The organism is Chloracidobacterium sp. (assembly GCA_016715795.1).
Classification (GTDB): domain Bacteria; phylum Acidobacteriota; class Blastocatellia; order Pyrinomonadales; family Pyrinomonadaceae; genus OLB17.
Map to the genome: position 1 here is coordinate 387,927 of JADJXP010000002.1, position 21,664 is coordinate 409,590.

Annotated in this window: 17 protein-coding genes; 5 read left to right on the forward strand and 12 right to left on the reverse strand. The window is 56.3% G+C overall.

Annotated features, from left to right (window positions below; genetic code table 11):
- Positions 1-117: 117 nt before the first annotated feature.
- The 4 genes from IPM59_06835 to IPM59_06850 are packed head-to-tail and all read right to left on the reverse strand — an operon-like array spanning position 118 to position 5,031.
- On the reverse strand, positions 118-1,131 hold the full coding sequence (locus IPM59_06835; GenBank protein MBK9215303.1) for a glycosyltransferase family 2 protein: 1,014 nt from the start codon (positions 1,129-1,131) through the stop codon (positions 118-120).
- Position 1,132: 1 nt separating this feature from the next.
- The gene (locus tag IPM59_06840; GenBank protein MBK9215304.1) at positions 1,133-2,281 is read right to left on the reverse strand and encodes a glycosyltransferase family 2 protein; all 1,149 of its coding nucleotides are present in this window, start codon (positions 2,279-2,281) and stop codon (positions 1,133-1,135) included.
- Between the two features lie 8 nt (positions 2,282-2,289).
- Complete coding sequence (locus IPM59_06845) at positions 2,290-3,855, reverse strand: O-antigen ligase family protein (protein ID MBK9215305.1); 1,566 nt, start codon at positions 3,853-3,855, stop codon at positions 2,290-2,292.
- Positions 3,856-3,879: 24 nt separating this feature from the next.
- Positions 3,880-5,031 carry a hypothetical protein gene (locus tag IPM59_06850; protein ID MBK9215306.1) on the reverse strand — a complete coding sequence of 384 codons (1,152 nt, stop codon included), beginning with the start codon at positions 5,029-5,031 and terminating at the stop codon, positions 3,880-3,882.
- Positions 5,032-5,542: 511 nt separating this feature from the next.
- Between IPM59_06850 and IPM59_06855 the strand changes: the two genes are divergently transcribed.
- Entirely contained in the window at positions 5,543-5,866 is a 324-nt protein-coding gene (locus tag IPM59_06855) for a hypothetical protein (GenBank protein ID MBK9215307.1), read from the forward strand.
- Between the two features lie 255 nt (positions 5,867-6,121).
- Here the strand turns inward: IPM59_06855 and IPM59_06860 are convergent, their stop codons facing one another.
- The gene (locus IPM59_06860; GenBank protein MBK9215308.1) at positions 6,122-6,301 is read right to left on the reverse strand and encodes a hypothetical protein; all 180 of its coding nucleotides are present in this window, start codon (positions 6,299-6,301) and stop codon (positions 6,122-6,124) included.
- Between the two features lie 124 nt (positions 6,302-6,425).
- On the opposite strand from IPM59_06860, the gene IPM59_06865 reads away from it, so the two are divergent.
- Positions 6,426-6,947: a hypothetical protein gene (locus tag IPM59_06865; protein ID MBK9215309.1), complete on the forward strand. Its 522-nt coding sequence runs from the start codon at positions 6,426-6,428 to the stop codon at positions 6,945-6,947.
- On the opposite strand, the gene IPM59_06870 is transcribed toward IPM59_06865, so the two are convergent.
- The 6 genes from IPM59_06870 to IPM59_06895 form a co-directional block, all read right to left on the reverse strand.
- A complete protein-coding gene (locus IPM59_06870; GenBank protein ID MBK9215310.1) occupies positions 6,894-8,621 on the reverse strand; it encodes a hypothetical protein in 1,728 nt (575 codons plus the stop codon). The two genes, IPM59_06865 and IPM59_06870, sit on opposite strands and share 54 nt — an antisense overlap.
- A 94-nt stretch (positions 8,622-8,715) precedes the next feature.
- Positions 8,716-10,125: an insulinase family protein gene (locus tag IPM59_06875; protein ID MBK9215311.1), complete on the reverse strand. Its 1,410-nt coding sequence runs from the start codon at positions 10,123-10,125 to the stop codon at positions 8,716-8,718.
- A 5-nt stretch (positions 10,126-10,130) separates the two neighbouring features.
- Complete coding sequence (locus IPM59_06880; protein ID MBK9215312.1) at positions 10,131-11,501, reverse strand: insulinase family protein; 1,371 nt, start codon at positions 11,499-11,501, stop codon at positions 10,131-10,133.
- A gap of 190 nt (positions 11,502-11,691) precedes the next feature.
- A complete protein-coding gene (locus IPM59_06885) occupies positions 11,692-13,374 on the reverse strand; it encodes a TolC family protein (GenBank protein ID MBK9215313.1) in 1,683 nt (560 codons plus the stop codon).
- 1 nt (position 13,375) lies between these two features.
- Positions 13,376-16,612, reverse strand: a complete 3,237-nt coding sequence (locus IPM59_06890; GenBank protein MBK9215314.1) for an efflux RND transporter permease subunit — start codon at positions 16,610-16,612, stop codon at positions 13,376-13,378.
- Positions 16,613-16,614: 2 nt separating this feature from the next.
- Positions 16,615-17,901 (reverse strand): efflux RND transporter periplasmic adaptor subunit, encoded by a 1,287-nt coding sequence (locus IPM59_06895; protein ID MBK9215315.1) that lies wholly within the window; start codon positions 17,899-17,901, stop codon positions 16,615-16,617.
- A gap of 109 nt (positions 17,902-18,010) precedes the next feature.
- On the opposite strand from IPM59_06895, the gene IPM59_06900 reads away from it, so the two are divergent.
- Entirely contained in the window at positions 18,011-18,373 is a 363-nt protein-coding gene (locus tag IPM59_06900; GenBank protein MBK9215316.1) for a hypothetical protein, read from the forward strand.
- Between the two features lie 87 nt (positions 18,374-18,460).
- Here IPM59_06900 and IPM59_06905 read toward each other — a convergent pair whose 3' ends face one another.
- A complete protein-coding gene (locus IPM59_06905) occupies positions 18,461-18,754 on the reverse strand; it encodes a (2Fe-2S)-binding protein (protein ID MBK9215317.1) in 294 nt (97 codons plus the stop codon).
- Between the two features lie 63 nt (positions 18,755-18,817).
- Here IPM59_06905 and IPM59_06910 point away from each other — a divergent pair, with 63 nt between their 5' ends.
- Together IPM59_06910 and IPM59_06915 are read left to right on the forward strand one after the other, a co-directional pair.
- The gene (locus tag IPM59_06910; GenBank protein MBK9215318.1) at positions 18,818-19,039 is read left to right on the forward strand and encodes a glutaredoxin; all 222 of its coding nucleotides are present in this window, start codon (positions 18,818-18,820) and stop codon (positions 19,037-19,039) included.
- 168 nt (positions 19,040-19,207) lie between these two features.
- Complete coding sequence (locus IPM59_06915) at positions 19,208-21,652, forward strand: protein kinase (GenBank protein ID MBK9215319.1); 2,445 nt, start codon at positions 19,208-19,210, stop codon at positions 21,650-21,652.
- Positions 21,653-21,664 lie beyond the last annotated feature (12 nt).

The window sequence follows — 21,664 nt, forward strand, 5'->3', positions numbered from 1 at the left end:
CAAGTTTATTCGCGGTTTTTACCAATTGTCAAGCAACGGAAACTTAGCCATTTCACCAAATGGCTCGTATGTCAACCTGTTTCAGCTATTCTTGAACGCGGTCTTGAGTATCCACCGTCAGCGACGGACGAGAGCAAGATCCTCTGACCGGTGCTTTTGCATAAACTTGATTAGTGTCGATGGAGCGACAGATGCCAGAACGGCGGCCATCGTCAGCTTGAGCGATCGCCGATGTCGGTTTGCAACTCGAAAGGCTAGGGCGGCCTCGCGGTGCTCGCCTTTCAGTAGGTAAGATTTGCCCTGCTCGACGGCGAGATCGGCTTCGAGGCCGGCGAGGCGGGCCGTAACGATCTCGTGTTGCTGCGGCCTAAGCTCGATCGTCCGGCGAACACGCTCAAAAGCGTCGATCTCGCGCTCGACGCGGCTGATCGAGTCGCCCGACAAATTGTCAGAATGGACGCGGTACTTGACCAGTGGTTTTGTCTGATAGCCGATTTTTGCCCCATTTTTCGCCATTCTCAGCCATAGGTGAAAGTCGTGCGCTCGAACGCGCTCGAGTTCAAACCCACCGGCATCCAGGATTGCCTGCTTCCTCGCAAGCGTTCCTGACGTTATTACGTTGCACCGCAGGTCGAGAATGCTGTCAAAGTTCGCTTCGCCATTGGACGGAGCGCTTTCCATAAACGTGCGTCGATAGGCGTTGTTCATTCCGAAGAGGAATGCGTCGCAATAGACCATATCGAGATGATGACGCTCGAGATAAACAAGCTGCGACGCGAGGAAATCAGGCAACCAGACGTCATCGCCGTCGAGGAATGCGATGACGTCGCCGCGGGCATGTTCGATGGCAGTGTTGCGTGTCGGGCCGGCACCGAGGTTTCGCTGTTTGATATAGACTATATCCTCGAGGCGCGTATGAAGTGCACGTTCAAACGCATCGGTATCGGGCGAGCCGTCATTGACGACAATGATCTCGTGCTCGCGAAACTTCTGGCCGATGACCGAATCAAGTGTCTCGCCGATGTACCCGGCAACGTTGTATGCCGGAATGACCACAGAGACTCGCGGCGGCGTCTCAAAGACGTTGCGCCCGACGCGCTTGCTGATGATGTGATCGGCGTGACTGATCATATCACTGAGAATCTCGTATCGGTTCCCATCTCGCGAGCCGCTCGCCACGCAGAAACTTATAGAATGCGACGAGTGAGGCTACGTTTGCGAGGACGAAATAGAGCGGCATGGCAAGCAGCGTCAGCCGGTGGCCAGTTCGTTCAGTTATCCAACCTGCGAGGGCCATAAGATAGAACGTAAGCTGGATGAGCAGGGTCATCGAATAGAATGCGGAACCCGATGCTAACATAGCATTCGAAGCTAACAGTACGATGAGGACGAGCGGCACCGCATAACGCAGCAACTTGTGTGAAATGAGCTCGACGGCGAAGAAACCGCGTTTTAGCGGGTTCATCATATCGCGATTCCGCCAGAGGTCCGTAAACGTCTGCACGATCACGCGGACACGCATGCTAAGTTCGTTTCCGGCTTCGCGGTTAGTGTCTTCGTAGCAAATAGCATCCGGCTCGAACACGGTCCGAAGGCCTTTGCGATAGAGCAATGAGGAAATGAGAAAATCTGAGCATGCCTCGGCATACATTGGCTCATATGCCGAGCGGCGAACAGCATAAAGACAGCCCGATGCACCGATCAGCGAGCAGGCGCGGCTCTCGGACATCTTGAGCTGCGTCTCATAGCCCCAGTAGCCGCGGGCACCTTTCCCGACATTTGACCTTTCGACGTTACGATAAACGAGCCGTCCTGCGACACAGCCGACGGTGTCGTCGGCGAAGGCCGGCAGAAGGGCCTTGAGCGAATCTTCGCGGTAGATCGTGGTCGCATCGGAAAAAAGGATGATCTCGCCGGATGCCTGACGAAGGGCGTTGTTTTGCGTGATGGTCTTGCCGACGCGTCCCTCTTGTCGAAACAACTTAACGCCGTGGCACTCGAATTCACGAACGATGTCGTCTGTGCCATCGGTTGATCCGTCAGATGCGACCAGTATCTCAAGTTTATCGGCAGGATAGTCGAGTTTCAGGGTATTCTCGATCTTTCCGCGTATCGACGAGGCCTCGTTAAAAGCTGTTATCAGTACGGTGACGGTCGGTTCGAGGGCTCCGATCCGCACAGGCTTTGGAGAAAGGCGACCGACGAGCCATGCCAGCAGTGGATAGCCGACATACACGTAACTCAGCACACTGACGCATGCCCAAAAGACTGACTGTTCCACTGCCCAGATCATACGGCTGCGACTGGTTTCGCTGCTCGTGCGGCAGCGGTCTCTTGTTTTACACCGCCTGTCTCGATCGTGTAGATCCGGCGGAATGCGACGGCGTACGCGATCAGGTAATAGACGAACCAATTGTAGGCGACGGATGCAAAAAAGCTCGAAACTAGATAGCCTACGATGCTCGCCTGCAGTCCGATCGCGAGATAGTAATACCAACTGTGATCGTCCGCGTCAAAGAGAGTTCTCTCGATGGCCGACAGCTTTCGGTACGGGCTGATAATGAAGACCAGATACGCGATCAGGCCCAGAATGCCGAGTTCTGCAGAGACCTGTGTGAACGCGTTATGCGATTGCAGGCTTCGAATACCGACGATCGGGAAGTTGCCGATGCCGATGCCCCACGGATTTCGTGCGCTCACAAGCAGCGATCTCATCAACAGTTCCCACCGCTGATCGCTCGATCCGGCTGCGTCAAGGCCTGGAATGAAGATCGAGAGCATCCGCAGGCCGTAGTTTCCCGGGGCTGCGACGATAGCGATCCCGCCGATTATGATCGATCCGATGGCGACATTGAGACGATATTTGCGGCCGAGTTTCCACGCAAGAACAGCGAGGCACGCGATCAAACCGAGAAAACCGCCACGCGAGAATGTCACCATATTTGCTGCGACAAACAGGCTGGCCATTGCAAAATACGAGATTCGAACGAGCTTCTTGGGGGTTGCAAGCCCAAGCGAGAACACGATAGGTGTCATCATCACGAAATGCAGAGCCATCTCGTTCGGATTGCCGAACATGCCACCGACATCCACGGCGATGCGATACTCCTCGACCGCAAACTTGCCCTGCGAATATAGGTTGAGAGCCGAAATACCAAGATATATCCCAATGCCGAATGAGAGCCACATCATTCCGAGCAGTCGCAGTCGCGTACGGACGACGTTGACGAGGACGACAAAGATGATAACGGCCTTAATAAAAGGGTCGTTAAAGGTCTCCCACGCCATCGCCGGGTCCTTGGCTAGCGGCATGGTCAAGAGAGCGATCAATGCCATTGCGAGAATGGCTTTGACCTCGGTCGGGAATGTTGTGAGCGTGCCCTCAGCAGCCAACTGGCTCGGGACGAAGAGCAGGATCGTCGCTAGTGCAAAATAGAACGCTGTTGCCGATAAGAAGCCGAGTCCGGGCACGATCTCGTAGGGCCGGAACAGCACCATTATCGAGAACAGAAAGAGGCCGATATATGTGAGCTTGTGGCCGGCACGGACGAGCCATTTTTCGCTGGTCAATAGCTGTTGGTCCTTTTCGCTATTCCTAGCCTTCTTGTCGTGGCGAACCGATCCTGAACTTACGGGTGACGGCTGCCGTGGCTCTGCACGATCAAGCGGCGGCGCGGCCGATGCAGCGTCGCCTTCGAACTCCGGCGCGATAGCGACGTATTCTTGCGAGACGTCGTTTTCCGGCCGAAGCGCTTGAGGTGGCATCAACGAGGGAATATCGCCCGACGGCTTGCTCTTGCGGGCCGGATTTGTCAGCGAGCGGTATTCCTTGCTTTTTATTGTTTTGAAGGCCATCGGCGCCCATATACTTGTCGGAACTCAGGCGGTTACTCCTTCGCGGTCCATCGTTATCATGTCGCGAACGCGAAGTTTAAGCGCCTTTTCGAATTGCCGTGCTTCGTTTACGCCGTTGAATGACAATTGCTGGAGATTTGCCTCGATACGTTTGCGATAGTCGGAGACGAGCGAGTCCGACACACCGAGCATGTCCGCGACCTCGAGCTGCGTGCCGCTATTCGAGATCAGGTAGCAGTGCCAGAGGACGTTGATCATGCGGTCGTATTGTTTCGCCTTGCCGCGGACCGAGCGGCTGAGCGTGTTGAGAAAATCATCGACGCATCCTGCGGCGGCCGCTTCGGCTTCGTTACGGAGAAGGTCTTCCTCGGGCGTCGCTCCTGTGTCCGTAAATTCAAACGGCATGCGGTCGTCGTCGTCGCTGTCTGTGCCGCTGCCTACGGGCACGAGATGGATGTCCATGATCGGCAGTCTGGACATGACGAATGACCGCAGCGATCGAACATCGACGGGCGAATCCACGGCCTTAAAGACGCGGATGATCAGCTTTTCCAATTCCGGATTGCTGATGACGATCTGAGCGTCACCCGTGCAGCCGACCATTCGCGTGTCGCGACGATAGAACGCTACGGCCTTAACGCGTTCGTCCATTTCCTGGACGTCGCGCCGCATCTTGGTGACCTTCCAGTCGGCAAGCCCGTAGAGCCGATCCGCAAGGCGGCGGTGGGCCTCAGGATTGTCAATGTTGTCGAACCTCTTGAATGTCTCGCTCGACTGGATCAACGTTGAAATTCGTCGCGCGAGGCGGTAACTCTCGGGATAGCGCTTTCGGAGCTCGGCCGTGAGCATATTGGTCAGCTCGATCTGGCTGATCTCGGCCTCGATCTCGGGGTCGGACATCCCACTGTCAATATAATGCTGGAATCGGTCTTTGCTGAGGAGTGCGACGAAGAGTTCCTGAGTGAGGTCGGTGTAGGCGTTATAGCGCCCTTCCTCAACGAGAAAACCCGCACGCTTTGACGCCCGTACGAGCGGATGCGACGAGACGATACGATGCAGTTCGGTCCAGATCTGGTTTACGTCAGAGGTCCTGAGGCTGTCGTTCCATTTGCCGACCTTGACCTGTTTGTTTTGGATCGAACGGGGCAGGCGTTCCTTTGTTCTCACTTCTTTCATAGTCACTCTTCCGATTCAGTCGCCTAATGGTCGAAAAGTCGCAATTCGCTTTTTGTGAGGATCGCCGAGCAAACGATCCGGCTTTCGATGCGCCGTTGAGGCTATCGGTTGCGACTCAATTCGAACTCAAGGGTGAGTAAGTTGGGTATCTGGTAGTGAGGCCGAGACAGGACCGTTTCCGAGCTACTGGTGGCGGTCCGACCGGGTGGCAATGAGATGATTGCCTCTCACGGCCGACAAGTAAGATAGTAACAATTAATCTCTCGATGAGCAACAAGTTTTTGCAATATTGTATATTTTTTATACACCATCGCTAAACATTGTCAAATTAGGCCTTCGTGACACTTTTTGACAATAATAAGACACATTTTTTGTCAATTTGCGTGATTTTGGGCTTCGAGTTTTGGAAGCAATTAGGCATTACAGATTTATTTTTGATGTAGCAAGAGGGAACTTCAGCCGGCCGTTGTGTGGCGGGCGACAGCGACACTCAGGTCGCATTGCGTCTAGTATGGACTCAGCAAAAATGACAGGCTTTTATAAGGACGAAGATTGTCCGACATCATGCGATCTTGTCGCCTTTGAAGAGGGTGAACTAACCTCCGCACAGTCGCTGGCGATAATGGGCCACCTCGAGGCATGCGAATTCTGCGCCGCCGAGGCTGAGTTCTATTCAATGTATCCGCAGGATGAAATGCCCGTAGATACTTATGAGCCGGCATCGATCCCTGCACCACTCTTTGAGCTTGCCGAGGCGCTCCTAAAAAAAAAGCATTCAGACCCCGCTTCGCTTAAGGACCTGCTGAACGGCTTGGACAGCGCCCTCGTTCACTGACCGATCTCCGATCATCTTCGATAGGCAAGAAATGCTGCGGCCGTAGTCCGGCCCCGCAGGGCCTTGTCCATCCAAAACACCCTCGATTGGTAGAGGTAATCCCCCGATTGGTCGAAAGGCTCTTCATTCTCAATTTGCATGCGTCCCTGGGACGCATTCCGTATGACCAACTGCTATTTCGTATGACCCACGACATAGGAAAACGGACCGTTTGGGGACGCAGTCGCCATCGCAGATCCATTTAGCACGCATCTCTTACTCATCGCGGGCCGTCGCCCGCATCTTAAACACCGCATCCATTTTTTTGCGGCTTGCCGCTCTATTTGCGGAGCAGTTTACTGCTCCGGTGACGGGCTCTCTTATTCGCGGCTTGCCGCCGCCGAATGTTAGGGCGGCGGCAAGCCGCAGATTAGTTGGCCGATCTCGGAGGAGCAAGCTCCTCCGCAAATAGGGCGGCAAGCCGCAGGAGCGGAGAAGGAAACTGGGCTTGACACACGGTGCAAGGACGTGCTATACATGCAACACAATCACGAAACACGAACAAGGAGCACACACGACGATGAACCACGAACGAGCAGCAATTCTTAATCGAGGATTTGAGAGATTCCGAGGCGGGCCGGCGTCGGGGCCAAACAAGCCGCGCGTCGCGCGGGTGACGATCAACTCAAAAGGGACGATCTACCTTAATTCCACCGCCTACAACGCCCTGGGCCGTCCGGGCTTTGTGACGCTCTATTACAGCCAAAAAGAAGACGCGATCGCCGTCGAACCCGCCGCGCCGCCCTCAGACGAAAGCTTTCCGGTGACGAAAAAACAGATGGGCTGGGTCGTCCACGCCTCGTCCTTTTGCCGCCACTACCGCATCAAGATCTCAGGAACTCAGTACTTCTTCGCCCCCGAATTCAGCCCCGGCATCGTGCTCCTGAACCTGGGTGAGACCACCGACGTTGGCGGCTATAAATACAAATCCAAGCAAGGATCGGACCATCCGACCCCGGCCCGAGCGATCACGTCAGAATATCTCTTGTCACCGACCGATCCGCCAGACGGTTTCGCGGGTCTCTCTCGACAGCCGGGTTAGAGGCCTGCCGGACTTCGAAAGAAGCGGCTGACGGCCGTCTCTTGAAACCGCGATCGCACTTACGGAATCGATATTCCAGTTGTCTCCGCCGATCCCTCCGGACAGCGTCGCTCTGACGCCGATGCTCTGAACCTGCGAGGTGCGGGTTCCCGGCGGTAACGAGAACGACACTGTTTTCGATGTCCTATCGGCTAAACGCCGCCGGCTGTTAAATGGCACTTCGATCCGTCTTCCGTCCGAAAGGATCGCAAAAACAAATGCGTTGTCATTGCCGCCGCGCAGGTCGTCGTCTCCCGTGGCGAGCGTTACCTCAATGGTACTAACGACGGGATCGACCGCCGCCGTCCCGCTACTGGAGCTCGCTGAGCCACATCCGGTCTCAACCATCATGCGGCGTTGCTGCCCTGTGAAGCGCATCAAGGGCCGGCCCGAACTGCTCACGACGGTATCGCCGCCCGAAACTACCTGCATTGCGTTCAGCGTCCAGTTGTCCTGCGAAAGGCCAAAGCCACCTCGGCTCGAGAATCTGATGCCCACCTGCCTGATATCAGAGCGGTTTACTGCGCTTGGCAGCCGTGCAGTGCGGGTGAACATGGCATTTGTGCGGTCGCCGTTGCCGCCGCCCAACGGAATTATCATAGGCGCACGGCCTGCGACGTTCAGTTCCAGCTCTAGACGTGAGTCGTCCCTCAATCCGTCGTCGCCGGACAGGAATGAAAAGCTCAGATCACGAACGGTCCCACGACAGGCCGATCCCTCGAGACGGGCCGAGACTCGGTATTCACCACCCGAACCCTTGAAAGTAAGAGTTTCCGACCATGGCTGAAGGGCCAACGTCTTTGTTCGAAATTCGATCGGTCCCGCTACGATCACGTTAGGAAGATTGATGGTTCGACCTTCGACTTTCGCGGGAAATCCATCCAGAACGGGCATCATGAAGGTTTGGATCCCGATGATCTGGTCCGGATTGAAGGTCGAGCCCACGGTGAGCTGCCCGAGGAGTTCCATTACGCGAGGAACTGTCACCAGCCCCTTGGCGATCTCACCCAGGCGATCCTCGAAGTCCTTGCTAAAAGTTGCTGATGACGCGACGACCGCAGTGTTCCGCTCGATCTTTTCCCGCAGTGTCTGGTCGAGCACCTGGCCGATAGAATCGAGCAATCCGCGAATTATGTGCGGCGGCGTGTTGTTGTTATCAAGGCCAACAATTACCGCGCCGGCTACCTCCATCCGCAAGACCTCCGGCGTGACCCGGCGCAGGTCGATCGCGGTGCCGACGAACGGTGACGGCAGAGGTGTCATATTCTGCCACTCGATGTCACCCATCCAAAAGGGTAGAGATGCCCGCTGGCGATTGAAGATATGGTCACCGCGGGAGCTGAGGCCGCTGCGGAACTCAGGCTTTGACACCCAATCATGCGGTTCGTAGCTCAGAACCTTAACTTCGGTAGAGTTGCGCGAGTTGAATCGCGACCGAAATTGGATCACCGCAAAATACGGCCGGTCGCCGCTGGCCTCGCGCTGGTCAACTACCTCGACGTCGGCGAGCTTCAGGCGCCAGGTAGACTGTCCGTTGACTTGACCGGGGTAAGACAAGAAAAGGGCAATCGCAACCAGATGTACTCCCAGGACGACCGGAATCAGGCTCCTTCGGGCCATAGATCGACAACGCATCCCATGTCACCTCCAATGTGATGTGTGTTCCCCAACCGTAATATAGCACTGGCTCGGTTTTCGAGCAATCACGACATCCGCGGCCTATGGCCGATCAGTTCTCGTATGGCTTCAGCTGATCGGTGATCTTGGCTTTGTCGCCGACGACGACGAACGTCATTTTGTCTTTTAGGAGATACTTTCGGGCCATTTCGGAGATGTCTGATGGGGTGACGGCGGTTAGTTTTTGGACGTAGGTGTCCAGATAGTTTGGGCCAAGTTCGTTGTAGTCGCCGGATTCGAGTTGGCCGATCACGCCGGTGCGGGATGAGTTTTGCAGGACGTAGATGCCGACCAGATAATTCTTGATGCCCTGCAGCTCGGCGTCGGACGGCGGTTCTTTTTGCAGGCGTTCGATCTCGTAGAGGATCTCCTTGATCGAAGCGCCGGTGTGCTCGGTGGTGACGTCGGCGTTCTCGATCCAATAGCCCGTTTTGTAGCGGTTCCAGATAAAGCTGTTGGGCGAATAGGTGTAGCCTTTGTTCTCGCGGATGTTGGCGGTGATGCGCGAGCCGAACGAACTGCCGAGGAGCGAGTCCATCACGGTAAATTTGATAAAGTCGTCATCCGAGGGCGACATCGCGGGCATTCCGAGATAGATGGTCGATTGTGGAGCACCGGGCCGGTCGATGACGTCGAGCGAGTACTTCGCGGCTATCTTTGGCGGGTTGCGGATCGGTTCGGGGCCTTTCTTCCAGTTACTAAATACTTTCTCGATAGCCGCTCTCATCTTCGCTGCGTCGAACTGGCCCACGACATACAGGTGGGTACGTGCCGCTCCGTACTGGTTGTAATAAAAGGACTTAACGTCCTGCATCGTATATGCCCTGAGGCCTTCCTCGGTCGGAAAGATCGAGCCATATGCGTGATCCGGGAAGATGACTGAGCGAAACTTTTCCCACGCCAGCGTGCCGGGCTGTGCTTTGCTGATAGCGAGCTCGCGGAGCTTATTGGCCCGGACCTTTGCGAGATCGTCGGCTGCAAATTTTGGATGGAGCATCACGTCGGCCAACAGCGAGAGAAAGCGCGTATCAAATTCTGATAATGACTCACCGCCGATGACAGTTTTGTCGGTCCCGGCCGAGGAGAAGATGCTGCCGCCCATTTCGGCGGTCTCACGAGCGATCTGTTCGGCAGTGCGATTCGATGTGCCTTCCTTTAACAGCGTCGATACCATGTCCGAGATCCAACGCTGGTTGCTCATCTCGTTGAGCGAGCCCGCGCGAACGACGGCCTGCATGGCGACCTTTGGCACGGAGCCGTATTGCACGAGCGTCACGCGCATGCCGTTGCTGAGCTTGTAGGTGTCTTGCTTTGGGAAAACGAACGCCTTGGGCTGGCCGCCGGCCGGAGGCGTTTCTTTCTGTGCCGCGATCGCGAGCGGCAGAACGAAGGAAATAACCGCAAAGGTGCAGAGACGCAGAGAAAAGGCTCTATTTACAATTTTGAATTTAGAATTTTGCATTGCTGTTACTCCGCGGTGGCCGATTTTTCGACATCAAGGATGACGACCGTGCGATTGGTTTTTCGCAAATATTCCTTTGCGGTCTTTTGGATCATTGCGGGCGTTACTTTTTTGAAATTCGCCTCGATCTGGTTGATGTTGTCGGGTTTGTCGTCAAACAGGGCAAAGCTCGCCAGAAGGTCGGCCCGGCCAAAGCCGCCGAATTGCGTCATCGTGTCGTAGAGCCCGCTGCGAAGTTTGACGATCGCTCGCTCGATCGTTTTTTGATCGACGGCCTTGTCCTGAACCTGTGCGATGACCTTATCGGCGGCGGCCAGTATTTCCTCGGGCGTATATTTTTCGTCGTGGATCAGGTCGACACTAAAGAGCATCGGGCCATTGTAATTGAACATATTGCCCAAATAGCCGTTGATACCGCCGCTGAGGCCGCTGGTGTAGGTCTTGTTCTTAACGAGCTCCTGAAACAGCATCGAATCCTCGCCCTGAAGCAGTATCTGGTCGAGCAGGCCCATCGCATAATACTCAGGCGTGCCGCGCTTTGGCATCTGATAGCCGAAGCCGATGGCGGGCTTCTTTGCGAGCGCATCCGTGCGGGTGACCGTCTTTTCCTTTTCCTGACGCGGCTCGGTCAACTCAGGAAGCGGCTCGGGCTTTTGCGACGGTATCTTTGCGAAATACTTATCGACCCAGCCCTTCGTTGCCTTTTCATCAAAATCGCCGGCCACTACCAATACGGCATTTTGCGGCTGGTAGTACTTGGCCGCGAAGGCCTTTGCATCGTCGAGCGTCGCGGCATCGAGGTCCTTGAGGTCGCCGTAAAAGTTGTGTGCGTTGTACCAGTTTGTGAACGCTGCCATCGGCAGATCGATCCATGGGAACGAGCCGTAGGGTTGGTTCAGCACATTGACCTTGACCTCGTTTGAGACGACGCCTTGCTGGTTGGTGAGGTTTTCCTGCGTAATGTCGAGTCCCTTCATTCGGTCGGCCTCGGCCCAGAGCAGTGTCTCGGTCTTGTGGGCAGGGACGACGGCAAAATAGTTCGTAAAATCGAACCGAGTCGAGCCGTTGAGCACGCCGCCGTTCGATTCGACGAGCCGGATGAATTCCATCTTGCCCAGATTCTTTGAGCCCTGGAACATGAGGTGTTCGAATAGATGCGCAAAGCCGGTGCGGTCGCGCGGCTCGATCCGAAAGCCAATGTTGTAATACACGGCTACTGTCACGAGCGGTGCCGAATGCTCGGGCGAGAGCACGACCTTAAGGCCGTTGCCGAGCTTGTAATACGTTACGGGCACCTTGATGCCGCCTCTCTTCTGCGCGGCCGCGGCCGGAACGAGACACAACACGACGGCAGCGGTCACGGCAAAGGTGGCCATAATGCGAGCTAGAGATCTCATAATCACTCCGTAGGGCGAACTGAATGCTTGTAATTCGGATTGTAGCCGAAAAGGTTTCAGGAATGCGAGAGGTACTATTTTAGAGGCCTTTGTTTGGGATCTATTCGTGCATTGTGGCTAATCCTTCGAGAGCACCATTAGCCACGAATGCACGAAATAAGACACTACCCTATTTGGTGACCGAGACGTTGTTGACGGAGAGCGTGGAGCCGATCGCTCGGTTAAACTCTGAGACGGCCTTATTCAGATCGGTGCGGGCCTGAAGCTCGCGGCCGAGAGCGGCGGTCAGGTCGGTTTGGCGCTGAAGTACGAGGTAGAAGGTCGTTGTGCCGGCTCGAAACTGCCGCTGCTCGCTGGCATAGAGCCCTTCGGCTGCGATCCTGCCCTCGGTCGCTGAAGCGAGCCGAGATTCGGCCGAGCGAAGAGACTGGAGCGTGTTGCGAACGTCAGCTTCGATCAACTGTTCGACCTGAGCGCGGTTGTTGGCGATGCGTTCACCCTCGACAAGCACACGGCCGAGATTGGCCTCGGCGGTTCGATTCCTCAAAGGAAACGTTATCTGCACTCCGGCGCGGTAGGTTGGGAAGTCTTGGGCGAGCAGATTGCCAAGCGATGTAAAATAACCTCCGCGCAGATTCGCGGGTACGTTCGCGCCGCCGGACGAGAGCGGATTTGGCGTGCCGGCGAGGCCGGCGGACGTGTATGAGCCGACGAGGTCGATCTGCGGTTTGGCCTGGTTGCGGTAGAACTTTTCGTCAATGCGATTTATCTCGGCCAAGCCATCATATTGGGCAATCTCAGGCCGATTCCTGAACGCCTCGGTGACGGCAACCTCAAGCCCGATCCGCGGCAGGTCGAGTTCGGCGGATGTTACGGGCGTCAGCGGCCGCGACCAATCGGGAGCATTGCGGTCCGGCAACAGCAGCGTTTTTAAGGAATTCTCAGCTCGCGTAATGCTCTCCTTGGCGGCATAGACGGCCTGCTCAAGCGTCGCGATCTGTGAGTTTGCCGCGACGATCTCGATCGGGGCGAGAACGCCTTTCGCTGCCAGTCGTTTATTGCTCTCGAGTTGTTCGTGGGCCTGCCGCAAAGTATCGGTCTGGACCTGCAGGTTTCTCAAGGCATATACAAGGTCCCAGTAAGCTTGTTCGACGTCCGAGATCACGGTGATAGCTTTTGATCGGAGTTGTGAATCGGAGATCTCGATATTCTTTTTGGCGATCTGGATCGAGCGCCGATTCGCGTCGATCCTACGGTTACGCCAGAGCGGCTGAACGTATGACGCGATGAGACTCGCCGGGAACTGAGGGTTAAGCGTGGCGTTGCGATTAGACGTATTCGTGCGGGCCGAGTTAAAGACGACGTCATACGACCCGCCAAATCGCGGGACGAAACCCGACAGGCCGAGATCGTTAAAGAACTGACGCTGCGTCACCTTGCCGTCGACAGCGCCGCCAATGGTCGAGGCCGTCGGCGTCGTTCGGCTCTCGAAGTACGTCTGGGAGTTAACGAGCGGATCGTAGATGCCGCGAGCGGCTTTCAGATCAAAGTCAGCAATCTGTGCATCATTTCGTGAAACGTCGATATCGTTGTTGTTCTTCAGAGCCATCTCGATCGCAGCGGCGAGCGTGAGTGACAGCGGGTCCGCTGTCGTAACACCGACGCGATCGAGGCCCGGCAGCGGACGCGCCGGCGAACTGAATGTCGGAGCCGTCGGGTTCGGCTCCTCCGGCGTTGTCGTGGGCGTCGGCGTTTGAGCCTGAGTTTGTCCGGTGAGCAGCAGGGCGAGGCCCAATCCTGCGAATTGAGCGCCGAGGCCGAAAGCGCGAGTGATGATCGGTATTGGCGCCATCTTAGATCGTGTCGGCTCCTGAATCGGCCTTTTTCTTCTTGAAAACCGAAAAGATGCTGCCGACGCCGCCCGATATCTTTTGCCAGACGGCCGTTTCGGCGGCGTCATCAAACAGCGAATAAAAGACCGGCACCGCCAACAGCGTAAGCAGCAGGCAAAGCGATTGGCCGCCGACGACCAAGATCCCGATCGAGCGGTTGGTGGCCGCACCGGCACCGGTGCCGAGGATGAGAGGGACCATTCCGGCAACCAGAGCGATTGTTGTCATCAGGATGGGACGCAGGCGGTCGCGGTTCGCCTGAATTATCGCATCGTAGCGGCCCATGCCCTGAGAGCGGAGATTGTTGGTGTGATCGATCTGGAGGATCGCGTTCTTTTTCACGATACCGAACAGCAGGAGGATGCCGAGGGCAGAAAAGATATTAAGCGTTTGCCCGGCGATGGCGGTCGAAAGCAATGCGAATGGTACCGCAAGCGGCAACGTCAGCAGGATCGTGACCGGATGGATGAACGATTCGAACTGAGCCGCCAGGATCAGATACATAAATACGAATGAGAGCAGAAACGCGTAGAGGAATGCGTTATAAGCCTTTTGCAGCTCCTTTGACTGGCCGGTCACGCCCGTTACATATTCGGCCGGCATATTAAGCTCGCTGGCGATGCGCTCCATTTTTGCGATCGCGTCAGATTCAGCTGCGTTTGGCGGCAGTCCGGCCGAGACGGTGACCTGACGCTGGCGATTGAGTCGGCTGATCGACGACGGCGACGTGCCCTCGGCGATCTTGATGACGCGGTCGAGATCGACGGTGCCGCCGTTGGATGAGCTGACGGTAAAGAATCGAAAGTTGCTGCGGTCGCGTCGATAGGATTCCTCGGCACGGACCACGACGTCGTATTGACGCGAATTCTCGCTGTAGGTCGATACGATCTGGCCGGCGGACAGGATATTTAACGCCTGCGCGACATCGCCGGCCCGCACGCCGAGGTCGGCGGCTTTTGTGCGGTCGATAGTGACACGGACTTCAGGATTGCCGACCTCGATCGACGTGTCAGGATCGCGATAGACAGGATCCTGCTTCATTTTCTCGACCATTGCGTTGGCATACTCGGTCAGCTTTGCCATGTCCGGCCCGGCGATATACATGCCGACACCTGATCCGCCGCGACCCAAGCCGATGCTGCCGGCGATCGATGAGGACGCCGAGACCGAGACCTGATAGTCCTTTGACGAGTATTTTTTTGCGATCTGCCGCGTTTGGTTGATGAGATCTGCCTGCGAACGAGCCCGCTCTTTTACCGGCAGCAGCGCGACGTTGATAAATCCGTTGTTCGAGCCCGAACCACGGCCGAAACCGGCGAGAATGAGCGTGTTTCTCACGCCGGGCACCTCGGCACGGATATCACGGGCTATGCGGTCGAGCATTGATTGTGTCGCCGAGAGCGACGTGCCCTGCGGGCCTCGTAGATTTACCTGAAAGAGCGATTCATCCTCGTCGGGCAGGAACGCCATGCCGACAAATTTGTAAAGCGGCACGATCGACGCCACTGTGACGATACAAATCAGCACGACCGCCCAGCGAAACCTCATTGCGAGCCGCAGCAGCCATGTGTATGTTCCCTCGACCTTGCTGTAGAACCAGCCGGACTTGGAACTGTGTTCAGAATCCAGCGTTCTGCTTTCAGTGTTTTCGTTTTCCGATGTAATGGCCACATCGCGATCATCGACACTCTGAACACTAAACTCTGAGCTCTGAACCTTCTTCCGCTTGATCCACCGTGCCGCAAGCATTGGCGTGAGCGTGAACGAAACTATCAGCGAAACTGCGATCGCCGCCGCTGCTGTAAGGCCGAAGGACGACATAAAACGGCCGACGATACCGGTCATGAAACCGACCGGAACGAAAACCGCCAGCAGAGACAGCGTCGTCGCCAGCACGGCGAGTCCGATCTCTCGAGTTCCTTCAACGGCTGCCCGAAACGGATCGACGCCCTTTTCCTCGACAAAGCGATAGATATTCTCCAACACGACGATCGCATCGTCGATAACGATGCCGACCATTAGCGTCAGTGCCAGCATCGTCATCTGGTTCAGCGAATAACCGAGGGCCGCAATTGCGGCAAACGCTGCGATGATAGATACCGGTATTGCCAATGCTGCGATGATCGTCGACCGAAAATTCCACAAGAACAGAAAGACGACGACGGCGGCGAACAAGCCGCCAAGCACGAGGTGTTCTTCGATGGCTGTCAGCGAGTTCTGGATGAACTCTGCCTGGTCGCGAACCAGAACGACCTTCATATCGTCAGGCAGGTTTGGAATGATCGAGGCCATCCGTGTCTTGACGTTGTTGATGACCGCGATGGTGTTAGCACCGGCCTGCTTACGGATGCCGACAGAGACCGCAGGGCTCCCGTCAAGCGAGGCGGCGGAGGAGGGCTCGCCGCCTGTTTTTTCGACCGTTCCGATGTCCTTGATCTTTATCGGAAATCCGTTGCGCGTCGCGATTACGACATCATTGAATTGACCGACCTCTGTCAACTTGCTCATCGTCCGAACGCCGAGCGTTCGCTGCCCCTCGACGATCGAGCCGCCCGGCATTTCCTGATTCTGTGAGCGGATCGCGGCCGTTACCTCGGTGACAGCGATATTGAATGCTCGAAGCCTGTCGGGATTGACGTTTATCCTGATCTGCGGCGAACGCGCGCCCCAAATGAAAACTTCGCCGACGCCGTCAGCACTCTCGATCCGTTTCTGAATGAGCTCCTCGACCTGTTCGCTCAGCTCCATTACATTTCGCGGAGCACTGATGGTGTACATCAGGATCGGCTGCGAATCGGGGTCGCTCTTTTGTGCTGACGGCGGGTCGGCTGTTTCGGGCAATCGGTTGAGGACGTTGCTGAGCTTTTGCTGGACCTCTTGAAAGGCGACATCAGGGTCCTTGTCGAGGTTGAAGGCCAGCGTGACATTCGAGCTTCCGCGCGACGAGCTGGACCGCATTTCCTCGACACCGGGAACAGTGTTCAGAGCACCCTCGATAACGTCGGTGATCTCGGTCTCGATCTCCTCAGGAGCGGCTCCGGGATTGCTTGTTCTGACAGAGATCGTAGGCAGGTCGATCTTTGGGAATCGATCGACGCCCAGGGTAAAGAAGCTAAAACCGCCCACCACGGTCAGGAACATGACGATCACGGTCGCAAAGACCGGTCGGTGGACGCATATTTCAGCCAGCCATTGCATACCTAGAAACTTACTTTTGCTCCCTCGTAGAGCTGGCCAAGATTGCTCGTCGCGACTGTCTCATCGGCATCTACTCCCGACAAGATCTGCCAGGAATCACCTTCTTCGACACCTAACTGGACTACCCGCAATTTCGTAATTCCTTCCTGGATAACAAAGACGCGGTACGATTGCGTCGCCTCGTCGTTGTAAACCGCGGCTTTCGAGACGAAGACGCCCTTGCTGCCGCCTTCCCGATTTATTCGGACGGTGGCGAACATCCCTTGTCGCAATGCGTTATCACCATTCTCGAAGGTTGCCTCGACCTGAGCAGAACGAGAGGCCGGATCGACCGCAGGATTCAGGGCGATGACCGAGCCGGCAAAACGGCGGTCCTTGTAAGCGTCGACCTGAACGGAAACACCACGGCCAACCGATACATAGGGCACATCTGCCTCGGCAACCTGGATCTGTAATTTGATGGGGTTTGTCCGCAGGATCGTGGCGACGACAGTTGCGGTCGAGACGAATTCGCCCACCGCGACCGCGCGGTTGCTGATATAGCCAGAAAATGGGGCCCGAACGACGGTATCGGTGACGGCCTGTTCCGCCAAGGCGACCTGGGTCTGTGCAGATTCGACATCGGCCCTCGCGCTTGCGATGGCCTGATTGCTTTGTCGGGCGGTATTGACCGCCGCGTCGAGCTGTTCCTTTGCAACATTTGCACGCGACCGCGCAGTATCGCGGGCCGTTCGATACTGCTCATAGGTGATCATTGCGACGTCGCCGGTCTCCGCCAGCTCGCGATAGCGTTTCTCGTTTGCTTCCGCCTGGCGAAGTTCCGCCTTCATTTGTTCGTAGTTCGCATTTGCGGACCGCACCTCGGGAATGGCCGATGCTTTGAATGAACCGCCGGACCCGAGTCCCAGTCGTGCCTCGGCTTGGAGAACGGAGGCCCGTGCCTTTTTTACCGCGGCCCGCGCCGACGCGAGCTCGAGTCGAGCATCACGGTCGTCGATCTTAGCGATAATGGCACCGCTGCCGACAAATTGGCCGACGTTGACGGCAATATTCGCGACCTTTCCGGCAACTTTCGGCGCGATGTCGGACACCTCGTCCGCGGTAAAACTGCCGGTCGCCTGGATGACCGACGCGACATCACGCGATTCGCTCTTTGCGACCGTGATCGCGATTGGCGGCGGTTCGGCGTCAGCATTGGCGTTGCGCGCTTGACGATCACCGCCTGATGAAGCACACGCGGCTGACAAGCCGGCTAAGCAAAAGATCGCACTGGTTCGTAGATCGAGCATACGCGTCTAGATACCGTATTCTATAACAGGCCGGCCGTTTGTTGCCGCAGCCGCACTGTAAAGATTTGTCAACGGTGACGGGCTGCTGACGTGAATTCATCCGGTCAAAATGGTAAAGTTTCCGATGCGCCGAGAAGGCGCGTTTTTGACTATGCAAGAGATCACTGCTGCAGAGCTCAAGGCGAAACTGGACGCCGGAGAGGATATTCAGTTGATAGACGTTCGCCAGCCGGACGAACACGCGTTCGCTCATATCGACGGTGCAAAGCTGATCCCGCTCGGCGAGGTCATTGCACGAATGAGCGAGTTCGACCCGTCACGCGACACGGTCGTCCACTGCAAGGCGGGCGGCCGAAGCGCAAAGGCAATAATGGCCCTTCAACAGGCGGGTTACGAGGGCAGCTTGACCAATCTCGTGGGCGGGATCACGGCATGGTCTAACGATGTCGATCCGCGGGTGCCAAAGTACTAGGCAAGGCCGCCTGATGTGTTGGGCGTCATCCTCGGTCAGCTAGGGGTTTGGCGATATTGAACACAGCGAGCCGAACTGACCGCCCGCTCACGCAGGCGGTTCTGACAGTTCGATCTCGTCGGCGACGCGCAATACCACCATACCTTCTTCGACTTGGGTTCGGCACGCCATCACAGCTTTCTCTTTCTTCCCGATCCTGAGCCAGACCTGACAATTAAGGCAGGTGCCGTTCCAGCAGAAATCACCGTAGGAGATGCTCTCGATCGAAAGGAACTGAAAGCAGCGAAGCAGAGAATTATTCTCCGGCACCGATCGGGCTTCGCCGAGTATCTCGATCTCAATGAGCCGGTCATATGGCTGGAACATATCAGACGTATTCATATGAGCCGGGGGCCACGCCAATTGCAGCTAGATTATCTTATCCAAAAGGTGTAGCTTTGAGGAATGGCAATAGTAATTTACACCAAGCCCGGATGTCCGTACTGTCAACAGGCGCGTGACCATTACAACTCGCACGGGGTCGAGTTTACCGAATACGACGCTCAGACGGACAAGGGCCGTCAGCGCGAGATGCTTGCCATTACTGACGGCGATCCAACGGTTCCGGCGATCATCGAGGACGGGGTTTGGAAGCAGTCCGGCTGGGGCGATCCGCTCCGCGGCTGAACGGTTCATCCGTAGTGCCGGCAGTTGGCCGGACGCAAACAATGCAAAATGCAAAATGTAAAATGCAAAATAAAGGCCGTTACATTAGGAAAGTGATTTCCCAAGACGCGGCCCTGCGGGCGGCGTTTTTAATTCTGGATTCTGCATTCTGAATTCTGCATTGTCCTTATGGTCGGTTCTCAGATCAACCAATACAAGATCCTCGAAAAGATCGGCTCGGGTGGCCAGGGAACCGTTTATAAGGCCCTCGACACAAAGCTCAACCGTCAGGCCGTCATCAAGATTCTCCCGCCGGATCTTACGAAGAAGACCGCTAACTTCAAACGATTCGAACGCGAGGCACAGCTCTGCTCACAACTGGACCATCCGAATATCTGCACGATCTACGACTTTAACGATGCCGACGGGACGTTTTACATCGCGATGCAGTATGTGGAGGGCAAGAATGTGCGCCAGCTTGTCGCCGGACGCCCGCTTGAACTGAAAAGTGCGTTGTCGATCGCCATTCAGGTCTGCGATGCGCTAGCATACGCACATTCAAAGAACATCATCCACCGAGACATCAAGGCCGGCAACGTGATGGTGACCGGTTCGGGGCAGGTGAAGATCCTCGATTTTGGCCTCGCCAAGCTGCTCGAAGACGAACAGATAGAGCAGAACGAGGGCCTCGATAAAACCGAGATCACCGAGCTTGGAATTCCATACGGGACGGCGACATACGCCGCACCCGAGCAGGCCCGAGGCGAGCGAGCTGATGAGCGGTCGGATATTTTCTCAACGGGCATTCTGCTCTATGAAATGCTCACCGGCATCTGGGCATTTCAGGGCAAGACCGTTATAGACGTGCGGCATCAGGTGCTCTACGGTACGCCAAAACCCCTTGCTGACATGCGAACGGGGCCGCTGCCGCCGCAACTGCAGCAGATCATCGACAAGGCCCTGCAAAAGGAACCCAAGGGCCGCTATCAGAAGATCGCACAGATGCGCGATGAACTTCGTGCCGTGATGCAGCAGGTAGCGGGTGCTCCCCTAATGCCATCTGATACATACGCTCCGGCGCATGCGGACGGCAGCACGGTGAAACGCATGCTCAACTGGTTCACCGGCAGATCGACGCCCGAATCGACAAGCTCGCAATCTTTCCCATCGCAGATCTCCGCGTCGAGTCAGCCGTCATTCGCGCCTGATATCTCAATGACGGCGACCGGCACCGAAAAGAAGAGCGTTGCCATACTGCCGTTCCAGAACCTCAGCCAGGACGGGGCTTCGGCCTTTTACGAGTTTGCTCTCGCGGACGCCGTGATCACGGAACTTGCTCAGATCCGCTCGATCATCGTCAGGCCATCGTCGGTGATCGCAAAATATCAGGGCAAAGAGATCGACCCGCGCGATGCCGGAAAGGAACTGCGCGTCCATGCTGTTCTTTCGGCGGGATTTATCCGAGCTGGCGAAAAGCTGCGTGTGACCGCCCAGCTTCTCGACGTACAGACCGGCGACATCCTCTGGTCGGACCGTATCGATGCCGAGGGCAGCGATATTCTCGCTCTGCAGGACGGCATTGCTCACCGCATCCTGGAAGGGCTGCGGCTCGAACTCACCGACCTCGAGGCCGAGAAACTCGGCAAGCGGGCGACCGATAATGCCGAGGCTTGGGAAGAATACCTTCGCGGCCGCGACCATTTTGGACGGTTCATCTTTCGCACGATCGACGCAGAGGATTGCGACGCCGCGATCGCTTGCTTCAAACGAGCGATCGAACTTGATCCTCATTTTGCCCTCGCCTACAGCGGGCTCGGTGCGTGTTATGCGAACCGCGTCTTCAAAGGGCTGGGCGAACCTGAGGACTACACCTACGCCGAAGCGGCGTTCAGCAAAGCCTTCTTCTACGACCAGAATGTTGTCGAGGCCCGCGTGCTGATGGTCATGATCTACATGGCCCGCGGCGAGAAAAAAAAGGCCCGCAGCGAGATCGAATTGCTGCAAAAACAGTTTCCGAATGATGCTGCTCTCTATTTCGTCACCGGCGTCATCAACCGCCTCGACGGTAAATACGAGGAATCGCTAAAGGCGTTTGATAAGCTCACGCGTCTCGACCCCGCGGCCCGTGCTGTCGCGGCTTACAACCGTGCCCGTATCTTTATCTACAAACGTGAGTTCGACAAGGCGAACGAGGAATTGGACAAGGGATTTAAGGTCGAGCCGAACCATCCGATGCTGAGGATCTTTCGCTCGGGCGTGCTCTATTACACCGGCGAGAAGGATGAGGCGATCGATGTGATGAGCAAGGTGCTCAAGGAGAATCCGCGAATGGATGGCGTGAGGCCTCTCTTTGCGATCTACCTTGCCGGCTCGGGCCGCGAAGACGAGGCCCGCGAACAACTCACTGACGACGCTCTCGCCATCTCTCGCTCCGACCACGACATGGCATACTGGGTCGGAGCCACCTACGCTCTGCTGGGCGACAAAGACCTCGCCTTCAAATGGCTAAACAAAGCCATCCGCCTCGGCAATCAAAACAAACCGCACTTCGAAAACGACATCAATATCGAATCGCTCCGCTCTGACGAACGATGGACGGAGTTGATGGAAAAGATCGACACAAGCGACGACTAAGCCGTCCTCCTG